Origin of the sequence: Stenotrophomonas sp. CFBP8980, from assembly GCF_034046095.1 — a bacterium.
GTDB classification, from domain to species: domain Bacteria; phylum Pseudomonadota; class Gammaproteobacteria; order Xanthomonadales; family Xanthomonadaceae; genus Stenotrophomonas; species Stenotrophomonas lacuserhaii.
On record NZ_JAXCXF010000002.1, the window covers coordinates 392,333 to 405,077 of the forward strand.

General features: G+C 66.1%; 11 protein-coding genes. 8 read left to right on the forward strand and 3 right to left on the reverse strand.

Annotated features, from left to right (window positions below):
• Positions 1-28 precede the first annotated feature (28 nt).
• On the forward strand, positions 29-487 hold the full coding sequence (locus SOM47_RS07945; protein ID WP_042613429.1) for a (R)-mandelonitrile lyase: 459 nt from the start codon (positions 29-31) through the stop codon (positions 485-487).
• Between the two features lie 55 nt (positions 488-542).
• Here SOM47_RS07945 and SOM47_RS07950 read toward each other — a convergent pair whose 3' ends face one another.
• A complete protein-coding gene (locus SOM47_RS07950) occupies positions 543-1,922 on the reverse strand; it encodes a sigma-54-dependent transcriptional regulator (RefSeq protein ID WP_042613430.1) in 1,380 nt (459 codons plus the stop codon).
• Positions 1,923-1,982: 60 nt separating this feature from the next.
• Positions 1,983-3,599, reverse strand: coding sequence for a sensor histidine kinase (locus SOM47_RS07955; protein ID WP_080335116.1), 1,617 nt, complete (start codon positions 3,597-3,599; stop codon positions 1,983-1,985).
• Positions 3,600-3,895: 296 nt separating this feature from the next.
• On the opposite strand from SOM47_RS07955, the gene sucC reads away from it, so the two are divergent.
• The 5 genes from sucC (at position 3,896) to SOM47_RS07980 (ending at position 9,874) form a co-directional block, all read left to right on the forward strand.
• Positions 3,896-5,065 carry an ADP-forming succinate--CoA ligase subunit beta gene (sucC, locus tag SOM47_RS07960; protein ID WP_042613432.1) on the forward strand — a complete coding sequence of 390 codons (1,170 nt, stop codon included), beginning with the start codon at positions 3,896-3,898 and terminating at the stop codon, positions 5,063-5,065.
• A 21-nt stretch (positions 5,066-5,086) separates the two neighbouring features.
• Positions 5,087-5,962 (forward strand): succinate--CoA ligase subunit alpha, encoded by an 876-nt coding sequence (gene sucD / locus SOM47_RS07965; RefSeq protein WP_042613433.1) that lies wholly within the window; start codon positions 5,087-5,089, stop codon positions 5,960-5,962.
• Positions 5,963-6,112: 150 nt separating this feature from the next.
• Positions 6,113-7,747 carry an NAD+ synthase gene (locus SOM47_RS07970; protein ID WP_320505275.1) on the forward strand — a complete coding sequence of 545 codons (1,635 nt, stop codon included), beginning with the start codon at positions 6,113-6,115 and terminating at the stop codon, positions 7,745-7,747.
• Positions 7,748-7,832: 85 nt separating this feature from the next.
• On the forward strand, positions 7,833-8,804 hold the full coding sequence (locus SOM47_RS07975; RefSeq protein ID WP_320505276.1) for a hypothetical protein: 972 nt from the start codon (positions 7,833-7,835) through the stop codon (positions 8,802-8,804).
• A 167-nt stretch (positions 8,805-8,971) separates the two neighbouring features.
• A complete protein-coding gene (locus SOM47_RS07980) occupies positions 8,972-9,874 on the forward strand; it encodes a hypothetical protein (protein WP_192084052.1) in 903 nt (300 codons plus the stop codon).
• A 75-nt stretch (positions 9,875-9,949) separates the two neighbouring features.
• Here the strand turns inward: SOM47_RS07980 and bamD are convergent, their stop codons facing one another.
• Entirely contained in the window at positions 9,950-10,834 is an 885-nt protein-coding gene (gene bamD, locus SOM47_RS07985; protein WP_042613437.1) for an outer membrane protein assembly factor BamD, read from the reverse strand.
• Between the two features lie 114 nt (positions 10,835-10,948).
• Here bamD and rluD point away from each other — a divergent pair, with 114 nt between their 5' ends.
• On the forward strand, positions 10,949-11,944 hold the full coding sequence (rluD, locus tag SOM47_RS07990) for a 23S rRNA pseudouridine(1911/1915/1917) synthase RluD (RefSeq protein ID WP_042613438.1): 996 nt from the start codon (positions 10,949-10,951) through the stop codon (positions 11,942-11,944).
• Complete coding sequence (gene pgeF / locus SOM47_RS07995) at positions 11,944-12,711, forward strand: peptidoglycan editing factor PgeF (protein WP_042613439.1); 768 nt, start codon at positions 11,944-11,946, stop codon at positions 12,709-12,711. Before rluD ends, pgeF begins: the two co-directional genes overlap by 1 nt.
• Positions 12,712-12,745: the final 34 nt, after the last annotated feature.

Sequence of the window (12,745 nt, forward strand, 5' to 3'; positions counted from 1 at the left end):
ACCCTCTACACGCAACGAGGAGATCGCGATGTCCCTGCTACTCAGCGCCATGATGGCCGTGGTCACGCCTACCGCCGAACCCTCCGTCATCACCGTCAGCGCGCCCGGCAGCAAGCCTTCGGCAGCCGGTCCTGCCGACTATTTCACCGGCACGGTACGCATCGATGCGCCGTTCCAGGGCAGCGAGCCCGCACGCGTGGGCGGGGCGACGGTGACCTTCGAACCCGGTGCCCGCACCGCTTGGCACACCCATCCATTGGGGCAGACGTTGATCGTCACCGCCGGCACGGGATGGGTGCAGGAGTGGGGCAAGCCACGGCAGGCATTGCGGACCGGCGATGTGGTGTGGATTCCACCGGGGGTGAAGCACTGGCACGGGGCACGCCAGGACGTTGCACTGACCCACATCGCGATCGCCGAGACGGTGGATGGCAGCCCGGTGACGTGGCTGGAACAGGTCAGCGAGGTGCAGTACGAAGGACGGTAATGACGGCCGCTGGCCGTCAATCCGGAACCGTGACGACCAGCGGTCGTCACTACCCTCATTCCATCCCGAGCTTCTTCAGCTTGTAGCGCAGCGCGCGGAAGGTGATGCCCAACTGCGCGGCGGTGCGGGTCTTGTTCCAGCGGTTCTCTTCCAGCGCGCGCTGGATCGCGGTGCGCTCCATCTGTTCGATGTAGGAGGGCAGGGCGGCATTGCCTGCCGGCAGGTCGACCACCGCTTCCACCGGCGGCGCGGCGGCGCTTCCACCGTTGCGACCATTCGGCTGCGGCAGGCGCAGGTCAGCTGCGCCGATGGTGTCTCCCTCGGCCAGCGCCAGGGCCCGCTCCAGGATGTTTTCAAGTTCGCGCACGTTGCCGGGGAAACCGTACACAGCGAGTGCTTCCAGCGCCGACGGCGCCAGCAGCGGTACCGCGCAGCCGTGGGTGCGTGCCAGGCGTGCCAGGATCGCAGCGGCCAGTTCGGGCAGGTCTTCATGGCGCTCGCGCAGCGGCGGAACGCGCAGTTCGATCACGTTGATGCGGTAGTACAGGTCGTGCCGGAAGCGGCCTTCGTCCACCAGCTCGGACAAGTCCTTGTGGGTGGCCGACAGGATGCGCACGTCCACCGCGATTTCCGCGGAAGCACCCACCGGACGCACCGATTTTTCCTGGATGGCGCGCAGCAGTTTCACCTGCATCTGCAGCGGTAGTTCGGCCACTTCATCCAGGAACAGGGTGCCGCCATGCGCGGCCTGGAACAGGCCGGGTTTGTCGGCGTGGGCGCCGGTGAAGCTGCCCTTCTTGTGGCCGAAGAACTCGCTTTCCATCAGCTCCGACGGAATGGCACCGCAGTTGACCGGGATGAACGGGCCGGCCGCGCGCGCGCCCTGCTCGTGGATGGTGCGCGCGACCAGTTCCTTGCCCACCCCGGATTCGCCCAGGATGTACACCGGTGCCTGGCTGCGCGCGACCTTGCCCAGCGTGCTGCGCAGGGCGTCCATCGCCGGTGAGCCGCCGAGCAGGCGTCCTTGCTGTTCGGCCGGGGCGACCGCGGGTGGGCGTTCGGTGTTGTTGAGTTCCAGCGCGTGCTTGACCAGTCCGCGCAGCACCGAAATGTCCACCGGCTTGCTGACGAAATCGAACGCGCCGGCCTTCAGCGCTTCCACGGCCAGGTCCATGCTGCCGAAGGCGGTGATCATCGCCACCGGGGTGCGCGGATAGTGCTGGGCGATCTCGGTGACCAGTTCGATGCCGTTGCCATCGGGCAGCCGCATGTCGGTGATGCAGAGATCGTACGGATTGCTGGCCAGCAGCTCGCGTGCTTCGGCGAGATTGGCGGCGGTGTTGATGCGCAGGCCCATCCGGCCCAGGGTCAGCACCAGCAGTTCGCGGATGTCGCGCTCGTCATCGACGACCAGTGCGCTACGGGTTTCGTTCATGGTTGAGAAGATAGCGGAGGGGGGCGATACCGACAAATGTTTGACGCATGGTGCAGGCCGTCATCCTGACGCCAAGGTATGCGGGGCGGACAGGATGATGCGGAAACAGGCGCCGCCTGCGGGCACGGGCACGTATTCCAGACGTGCCTGGTTGGCGCGGCACAGCTCGCGGGCGATGTACAAACCCAGCCCGGTGCCGTGCTCGGACGTGGTGAAGAAGGGATTGAACAACTGCGCGGCGACAGCGTCGGGAATGCCGGGGCCGCGGTCCATCACGTCGATCACCGGGCTGCCTTCCAGCCGTGCCAGGCGCAGCCGTACGCGCGCCGGTTGTTCGCCGATGCGGCCATATTTCAACGCGTTGTGGACCAGCGCGGTCAGCACCTGGTGCAGGTGGCGCGGATCGACCATCGCGGCGACCGAGGTTTCGGAGATGATCGATTCCACGCTGTCCGTTTCCAGCGACAGGCCCTGCTTGTACTCCAGCACGAAGCGCCGGATCAGCGCGGCCAGGTCCACGTTCTCCGGATTGGCACGCTCGCGGCGGGCAAGTCCCAGCACGCTTTCGACGATGCCGTTGGTGCGCTGGCACTGCTGGTGGATGATCTGCAGCAGGCGGCGGTCGCCTTCGCTGAAATTGCCGTCTTCTTCTTCCAGCAGCTGCACCGCGTAGTTGATCGCCGCCAGCGGATTGCGGATTTCATGCGCCAGGCTGGCCGAGAACCGGCCCAGCGCGGACAGCGTCAGCGATTCGGCCCGCTTGGATACCACGGTAGAGTCATCCAGGAACACCAGAGTGAGATCGCTGCCGGCCAACAGGCGGGCGAACCGCGGCTGGACTTCGGGCTGGTCCGGGGACAGCATCAGCGGGGTCTCTTCCTGGTTACCGCCGGTGCGCCAGCGATGCAGCCTGCGTGCCAGTTCAGGCGCTGTGCGGGTCAGGCCCGGCCGCTCACCGCCGCTGCCGCCTTCGTGATCGCCGAGCAGCGCCGATGCGGCTTCGTTGACCAGCGTGATGCGGTTCTGGCCGTCCACCACCATCACCCCGGTGCGCATGCGGCGGATGATCAGTTCATTGATCTGGTACAGGTTGGCCACTTCGTCGCCGCGCTGGTTGGCCAGCTGCTGGCTGCGGCGGGCACGGTGGGCGACCTGCGAGCTGATGAACGCCAGCGCCAGGTAGCTGGTGGTGAACATCGCCAGTTCGGCCAGCGTACGGGTGGGGGCGCCGCCTTCCAGCAGCTTCCACAGGTACTCGGCGACGGTGGCGACGCTGGCCCCCACTGCCAGCCCGAGGGCCATCGGAAACGGCAGCATCGTCGCGGCGGCGGCGATGTTGAACAGCAGCGACATCGAGATGCCGGCGCTGGCCCCGGGCAGGGCATGGGCCAGCAGCGAAGCGGCGACGATGTCCAGGCTGACGCCGACCAGCACGAACTGCCGCAGCCAGCGTTCGCTGCGCCCCAGCAGCAGCATCAGCACCGAAAAAAGCCAGTAGCCGCCGGACACGTAAGCGGCCAGTTCGGGGTGCTCGGCCTGCCCCAGCAGGTCGGCCATCGGGCTGAACATCAGCCCGGCGATCGCGGTGGCGATCAGCAGCCGGTACAGGGCAAAGAAATACAGTTCGCGTCGAGGAATGGACTCGATGCGGTCGATCAAGGATGTGGTCGGTGCCACGCCAAAACTCCCCTTCTGGCTTGCGTGCAGTATAGGCATGGATGGGGGCCCGGCCGGCCGATCACTGCGCAACGAACGCCCGCCCGTGGCCTGGATGGCGTCAGGGCAATCCAGGAGGCCAGCCACAAATAACTGAAAAACCAGAAAAATCCGGCGCCAGGCGGCGTGTCATCCCGCTGTCTTTGCGCCACGCGCCGGGGTCAGCCACAATAGCGGGCCCGCCGCGGTCCGTGCCGGTGCCCGTGAGGGAGCCTTGGAGGAGATGCGTGCGGTCGTTCCTATTCCCACGGTGACGCATGAATTTCCACGAATACCAGTCAAAACAGCTGCTTGCCGAGTACGGCATTCCCGTCCCGGCCGGCAAGGTCGCGGCTACCCCGGACGAAGCAGTCGCAGCAGCGACCTCGCTGGGCCAGGGCCCCTGGATGGTCAAGGCGCAGATCCATGCTGGCGGTCGCGGCAAGGCAGGCGGCGTCAAGTTCTGCAAGACCACCGACGAGGTGAAGGCCGCTGCGGCCAAGATGCTTGGCACCAAGATGGCCACCTACCAGACCGCCGGCGTCGAGCTGCCGGTCAACCTGGTGCTGGTGACCACCGCCGGTGAGATCGTCAAGGAACTGTACCTGTCGGTCCTCGTCGACCGCGGCACCAAGACCATCACCTACATTGCTTCTTCGGAAGGCGGCGTGGAAATCGAGCAGGTCGCTGCTGAAACCCCGGAGCTGATCCATTCGCTCAACGTCGACTTCGTTGAAGGCGTGCAGGGTTACCACGGCCGTGATTTCGGCTTCAAGCTCGGCCTGACCGCCAAGCAGGCTGGCCAGTTCGCCAGCATCATGGTCAACCTGTACAAGCTGTTCAACGAAAAGGACCTGGCGCTGGTTGAAATCAACCCGCTGGCGATCCTGGACGATGGCAACCTGTACGCGCTGGACGGCAAGTTCGACAGCGATGACAACGCCGCGTTCCGTCAGAAGGCGCTGGTTGCGATGCGCGACAAGACCCAGGAAGACGAAACCGAAGTGACCGCTTCGGAGCTGGACATCAACTACGTCACCATGGACGGCAACATCGGTTGCATGGTCAATGGCGCAGGCCTGGCCATGGCCACCATGGACGTGATCAAGCTCAACGGCGGCGAGCCGGCGAACTTCCTGGACGTGGGCGGCGGTGCCAACAAGCAGCGCGTCATCGAAGCGTTCAAGCTGATCCTGTCCTCGGACAAGGTCGAAGGCATCTTCGTCAACATCTTCGGCGGCATCGTCCGCTGCGACATGATCGCCGAGGGCATCATCGCCGCGGTCAAGGAAGTGGGCGTCAAGGTTCCGGTCGTGGTGCGCCTGGAAGGCACCAACGTGGAAGAAGGCAAGCAGCTGCTGCGTGACAGCGGCATGGCCATCATCCCGGCTGACAACATCAACGACGGCGCCAAGAAGGTCGTTGAAGCTGTCAAGAACGCCGCCTGATCCGACACCGAAGGAAATCCAATGTCAGTTTTGATCAACAAGAACACCAAGGTGATCGTGCAGGGCTTCACCGGCCAGCAGGGCACCTTCCACGCCACTCAGATGATCGAGTACGGCACCCAGGTTGTTGGCGGCGTGACCCCCGGCAAGGGCGGCACCACCCACATCGACCTGCCGGTCTTCAACACCGTGGCCGACGCCGTGCAGAGCACCGGCGCCAATGCTTCGGTCATCTACGTGCCGCCGCCGTATGCCGCTGATGCGATCCTGGAAGCCGCTGCTGCCGGCATCAAGGTCATCGTGTGCATCACTGAAGGCATCCCGGTGCTGGACATGCTGCGCGTGAAGAACGTGCTGACCCGCGCCCATGCGGACACCGTGCTGATCGGGCCGAACTGCCCGGGCGTCATCACTCCGGGCGAATGCAAGATCGGCATCATGCCGGGCCACATCCACAAGCCGGGCAAGATCGGCATCGTGTCCCGTTCGGGCACGCTGACCTATGAAGCGGTCAAGCAGACCACGGAAGTGGGCCTGGGCCAGTCGACCTGCATCGGCATCGGTGGTGACCCGATCAACGGCCTGAACTTCGTCGACTGCCTGAAGCTGTTCAACGAAGATCCGCAGACTGAAGGCATCATCATGGTCGGCGAAATCGGCGGTGACGCCGAAGAAGCCGGTGCCGAATACATCAAGCAGTTCGTGAAGAAGCCGGTCGTCGGTTTCATCGCCGGTGCTTCGGCTCCGGCCGGCAAGCGCATGGGCCATGCCGGTGCGATCGCATCGGGCGGCAAGGGCACCGCGGAAGGCAAGTTCGCCGCCATGGAAGCGGCCGGTGTTGTCACCGTCCGTTCGCCGGGCGACCTCGGCGCTGCCATCGCCAAGCTGGTGAAATAAGACCGCAGCCGGCCCCGGCCGATGCGGTTCTGCAGCGCCGCGCCATGCGCGGCGGCTGCAGGAGCAAACAGAAAGCCGCCTCCGGGCGGCTTTCTGCGTTTGGGCGCGGCGCTACAATGGCGGCATGGCAACCACAGGCTGGAATCCCTAATGGCTTCGATCCGCATCGCGATGGCGCAGTTTGATTTCCCGGTCGGCGCAGTCGCCGCCAATACCGACCGGATCATCGAGATGATCGAGCAGGCGCGCGAGGACCACGGCGCCGACCTGGTGCTGTTCCCGGAACTGGCCGTCAGCGGCTATCCGCCGGAAGACCTGCTGCTGCGGCCGGGTTTCCTGCAGCATTGCGAAAAGGCCATGCAGCGCATCGCGCTGGCCTGTACCGGCATCACCGCCGTGGTCGGCTGGCCCGAACCGGCCGGGGCGGTGGTCTACAACGCGGCCAGCGTGCTGCGCGATGGCATCGTGGAAAAAACCTACCGCAAGCGCGAGCTGCCCAACTATGCGGTGTTCGACGAGCGACGTTACTTCGATATCGACCCGGACGGCCCGAGCTGCGTGTTCGACGTCAACGGCGTGCCGGTAGGCGTACTGATCTGCGAGGACCTGTGGTTCGCCGAGCCGCTGGCCGATACCGTGCGCAATGGCGCGCAGCTGGTCGTGGTCCCCAATGCCTCGCCCTACGAGCGTGGCAAGCATGCGCAGCGCGATGCCGTGCTGGCCGCGCGGACGCGCGAAAGCGGGGCCGCCATCGCCTACCTCAACGTGGTCGGCGGCCAGGACGCGCTGGTGTTCGATGGCGCATCGGTGGTGGCCGACGCCGACGGCACCGTGCACCCGGCCGCAGCGGCCTTCACCGAGCAGTGGCTGGTGGTGGAGTACGAAAGCCAAGCCCGGCGCTTCATGCCGCTGCAGTGGATGGACGACGGCGATGAGAGCATGGACGCGCTGGCATGGCGCGCGGTCACCCGCGGCCTGCAGGACTACTGCAGCAAGAACGGGTTCCAGAAAGTCTGGCTGGGCTTGTCCGGTGGCATCGATTCGGCGCTGGTGCTGGCGATGGCCGTGGATGCACTGGGCGCGGAGAACGTGACCGCCGTGCGGCTGCCCTCGCGTTACACCGCCGGACTGTCCAACGACCTGGCCAGCGAACAGTGCGAGGCGCTTGGCGTGAAGCTGGAAGAAATCTCCATCGAGCCCGCGTTCAAGGGCCTGATGGAGGCGCTCGGGCCGATGTTCGAAGGCACCACGCCGGACATCACCGAAGAAAACCTGCAGAGCCGCAGCCGCGGGGTGATCCTGATGGCGCTGGCCAACAAGTTCGGTGGCCTGCTGCTGACCACGGGCAACAAGAGCGAGTACGCGGTGGGTTACGCGACCATCTACGGTGACATGTGCGGCGGATACGCACCGCTGAAGGACCTGTACAAGACCGAGGTGTTCGGGCTGGCCAAGTGGCGCAATACCGTGGGCGGCGCACCGGTCATTCCGCCGGCGGTGATCAGCCGGCCGCCGTCGGCCGAACTGCGCGAGAACCAGACCGACCAGGATTCGCTGCCGGCCTACGACGTGCTGGACGGCATCCTGTACCGCTTCGTCGACCAGGAACAATCGCGCGAGGAAATCATCGCCGCCGGTTACGCCACCGAGGTGGTGGAGCGTGTGCTGCGGCTGGTGCGCATCAGCGAATGGAAGCGCCACCAGGCCGCGCCAGGTCCGAAGGTCTCGCGCCGTGCATTCGGGCGGGAGCGACGCTATCCGATCACCAACGGATACCAGAGCTGACCCTGGCCATCTGAGCGGAACCTGCATGGAGGGGACGGAGGGGAGCCGATAGCGTGGGGGCTCCAATCTCGAGGAGGGCATCACGATGGCGCTGGAACCGACCCTGCCTTCACGCGGTGCAGTGTGCACGCCGCAGTCCAGACGCGCCCCTCCCACTGCAGCGCCGCTGATCGGCCCCACGACGATTGCAGGGCGCGTGCTGCAGCTTGCCAACAGCGCCATTGGGGCAACCACGTGCGGATTGAAAGCGGTGCTGCGCCAGCCGGGCGCCACACTCACGCGGGTGGCCGGGGTGCTGGCCTGCCTGCGCTCGGTCGCCGCCGCTCCCTATGCAGCTGCCCGTCCCGGCCAAGAGGCCTTGCCCAGCGCAGGACTCACTGCCGGGGCGGACAATGATTGGGAGTACGCCGGCCGGCAGATAGGCAGCATGATCGCCGAGTGCGGTCGTGCACGCCATGTAATCGGGCTTGATGTCCGGGACACCGAAGCGCATTGCCTTGGCCAGGTGGCATTCAACCAGGCAACGGGCGAGGGGTTCCAGCCCGGTGTCTTCCGTGAGATGGCCCGCGAGGAGCCGGATGTAGGTTCGGAAACTGCCCGGTACCTGTCGCTGGTCGAGCGAGGCATGCACCGGGCCGTCACGTTGCCGACGGCGAACACGGCAGCAGTCAATGTCCACGACGCCGCGCAGCTGGCGATGCACCTGCCTCCCGTCCGACGGCGGGTCGCAGAAGATGCCGCAGGCATCATCGGCCGCTGCAACCTGCGTGAACGCGTGGACAACAATGGCGTCGGCGAGCCGGGAGTGTTCATCCGCGCGGACCTGCAGGCCGTGCTGCGCGATGAAGCCTGCAGCAGCGGCATGCTCCACCCTCCGTTGCGCGTGGACCTGCGGCGCGCGAATGCCGCTCAGTTCTACCAATCAGGCCGGGTCAAGAATCTGCAGACGTTCGTGCAGGGCCAGCATCGGATCCATGCGGGCGACGGTTCCGAAGCGGCGGACGCAGCGTTCGAAGAAGCGGTTGTCGATGATATCCAGGCGCGTGTCGGCGTGTAGGAACCACGCGCCGAGGAGCGGCCGTCACTGCCGGTCCCGGTCGATACGACGAGGCTTGCAGATTTGCTGCATCCGCATCGCGACGGGATCAGAGTTGTGACTGCCATCGCCCAAGACGGATCAACGCTGACTATCTTGGGATCTCTTCCCCGTAAGGAGCGTCAGGAATGAGACTTGCCGAGATGATCGTGGCCGGCCTGGGCGCCGTGGCTGGACTGCAGCACTCCCCTAAGCAGCGCGCCAGCCTGGCTTCTGATACCCACAGATTGATGGATCTGCCTATATCCGATATCTGCAACCAGGGCGGGCACTGGATGGCGCCCTTCGGCGTGGAACCTCAGTTGCGTGATGCCCCGATCGGCTTCGCGGAGTTGGAAATCGGGTTCGAGAACTGCCTGCACCGTGTTTCCTCGCGCGGCCTGCCGAATGAGCGGAGTACGGCGCTGTGCCTGTTGGAGCTGGCCGCCGATACCTGCACCGAGGGTGACGATGCCTGGTGCATCGATGCGTTGCTGCGCTCTGCGACCGATGTGATCCCGAAGGCGGGCAGGAGACTGGCCGCTTCGTTTGAGCCCGGGCCCCTGCCTACGGCGAGCTATCGTTCGCTGGATCAGCTGCGTAAGGATATCCATCCCGAGTTCACCCATGCGCTGGTCTACCAGGAGGCGATGCAGGGTCTGGAAATCGAGTTCACCGATCGCACCGGGCTGGACATGAAGGCAATCACTGTCCCGCTGACCGTGGCCAGCGTGCTGCAGGTGCTGCGCGACAGTGACAGCGGCGAAGTGGTGGGGGCCAGCACGATGGAGCGATTCGACTGGCAGGCCAAGGCCGCCGGGCTTCAGCTGGGTGCGTTGCTGGGGAAGATCGGGCAGGAAGTGATAAACGCCAAGCCCGAGCACTACCCGATGGATCTCGATGCAGAGCTTGACCAATGGCGGGGCCGTAACTTCCCGCATGATCCTGACCTGCCGATCACGGCGCACCAGCGTCGGCATGTCATCGGCCTGATGGTGGAGCACATCAATGCGCGCATCCCGCCACGCGAAGGGAGCCGCGCGACCGACTGATCGCCCTTTTACCCACAAAAAAGCCCCGCAGTGCGACTGCGGGGCTTTCATGTGTGAACCAGATGCTGCGTGGAATTACTTGCGGTTCATCGTCGCATTGCGCATGCCGGTGGTGGCCGACTTCTCACCCGCGAACGGGTTCAGCTTGCGGATCATCCACGGGTAATTCGGCCAGTCGTTCTGCAGCCACGGGTGGTCCGGGGCGTTGAGCTCCAGCACACGACGGGCATCGCCGGCCAGGGTTTCATTGCCGGCGCGGGTGTAGGCCTCGGCCAGCACCGCCACCGCATCGTACTGATAGGCACTCTGCGGGTAGGTTTCCAGCAGATAGTTGGCGCGGCCAGCGGCCGACAGCCACGCTTCACGGCGCAGGTAATACAGCGCGTTGTCCAGCTCGTGCTGGGCGAACACGTCACGCAGCTCGGTCATGCGGCGGCGCGCGTCTTCGGCGTAGCGGCTGTTCGGGTAGCGGTCGATGACGATGTTGAAATCGGCATAGGCCTGGCGCGGCGTGGACAGGTCGCGGCGGCTGGCGTCCAGCGACCATACGCGACGCAGGAAAACCGTATCGCGGTTGCTGTTGGACAAGCCGCGCAGGTAGTACAGGTAGGCCACGTTGCGATGGGTCGGGTAGGTCCGGATGAAGCGGTCGATGCTGGAGACCGCATCGTCGTGCTTGCCGGCCTTGAACTGGGCGTAGGCCGTTTCGATCATCGCCTGTTCGGTGTAGGGGCCGTACGGATACTGGGCCACCAGACGGCGGAAGCTGGTTTCCGCGCCGCTCCAGTTGCCGCCTTCCATCAGGCCGTGGGCCTTCTGGTACAACGTCTCGACCGGCTGGCCTTCATCGGGGTTGTCCCCCTTGGTGCCACGGTTGCAACCAGTGGCGGCGATCACCAGGACCAGCAGCAGGGCGGTCAGGCGGACGGGCGCAAAGAGCGGGGAAGAGCGTCGGATCATGGTGTCAAGGCGGGACGCGGCTGGAATACGAAGGGTCGATGATAGCCTAGTGTCCTGTCCCGCGACTGAAACCTGTCCACGGGACCCCCAATTTCGTCTCCAAAAGTTGCCGCCATGTCCGAATCTGCTGCTGAACAGGCCCGCCAGGCCGTTGTCCCCGATACCGCCGCCGGCCGTCGTTTCGACGCGGTGCTGGCCGAACTGTTCCCCGAGTACTCCCGCTCCAAGCTGACCGAATGGATCAAATCCGGCGATGTACTGCTGGACGGGGTGACCGTGCGCGGCCGTGACCCGGTGCGCGGGGGCGAGGTCGCCACGCTCAATGCGGTGCTGGAAACCCAGACCCACGCCGAGCCGGAAGACATCCCGCTGGACGTGCTGTTCGAAGACGAACACCTGCTGGTGATCAACAAGCCGGTGGGCCTGGTGGTGCACCCGGGCGCCGGCAATTCCAGCGGCACCCTGGTCAACGCGCTGCTGTTCCGCGATCCATCGGTGTCAGCATTGCCGCGCGCGGGCATCGTGCACCGGCTGGACAAGGACACCAGCGGTGTCATGGTGATCGCCCGCACCATCCAGGCGCAGACTGCGCTGGTGGAGCAGTTGTCCGCACGCCAGGTGCATCGCCAGTACCTGGCCGTGGTGGTGGGTGCGCTGGTAGCGGGCGGCACCGCCGATGCGCCGATCGACCGGCATCCGCGCGACCGTCTGAAGATGGGCGTGCGCGAAGACGGCAAGGAAGCGATCACCCACTACCGCCTGCGCGAGCGCTTCCGCGCGCACACCGCGCTGGAATGCCGGCTGGAAACCGGCCGTACCCACCAGATCCGCGTGCACATGGCGCACCTGCGCCACGCGATCGTCGGGGATCAGTTGTACGGCGGGGCGCTGAAACTGCCGAAGGGCGCCAGCGATGAACTGGTCGCCGCGCTGCGTGGCTTCAAGCGCCAGGCCCTGCATGCCGAAACGCTGGAGTTCGTGCACCCGATCACCGGCGAGACGGTGCGCAACACCGCGCCGGCGCCGGCCGACATGCTGCAGCTGTTGAAAGCCCTGCGCGAAGACAGCGAGCTGTTCGCCGAGCGCGAGCGCGGTCGCGACCGCCGCTGATGGACGGCGCGCTGCCCCTGCTGATGCCGCAGTGGCCTGCCCCGGCCGGAGTGCGCGCGCTGACCACGCGGCGGCATGGGGCGGGGGTGTCGTTGCCGCCATTCGACCAGTTCAACCTGGGCAATCGGCATGCCGCCGATGGCGACCAGCCGGCGCACGTGGAGCGCAACCGCGCGCTGCTGCACGCCGGCCTGGCCTTGCCTTCGCCCGCGCACTGGCTGCGCCAGGTGCATGGCACCACCGTGCTGCGGTTCGACGCGGCGCCGGTGGCCGGTGCGAGTGAGCCGGTGGCCGATGCGGCGGTGACCTCGGTGCCCGGCGTGGTGCTGGCGATCCTGACCGCAGACTGCCTGCCGGTGGTGCTGGCCGCACGCGATGGCAGCGAGGTGGGGGCCGCGCATGCAGGCTGGCGGGGGCTGGCAGATGGCATGCTGGAAGCGACCGTGGCGGCAATGCAGACACCGCCGTCCGGGCTGCTGGCCTGGCTGGGGCCGGCGGCCGGACCGGCCGATTATGAGATCGGCGAAGAGGTCCACCATGCATTCGTGGGCCATGACCCTGCCGCAACGGCGGCCTTCGTGGCGACGCGTCCGGGGCACTGGAAAGTGGATCTGTACGCGTTGGCGAGGATGCGTCTGCAGGCGGCGGGGGTAGGAGCGGCTGACATCCATGGCGGCACGTACTCGACGATGGCCGACCCGGGCCTGTTCTCGCACCGCCGCGACCGCCGCACGGGGCGCATGGCGACCTTGGCCTGGATCACGTAGCGCCGAGCGGTGCTCGGCGGAACGGCTCCGCCAA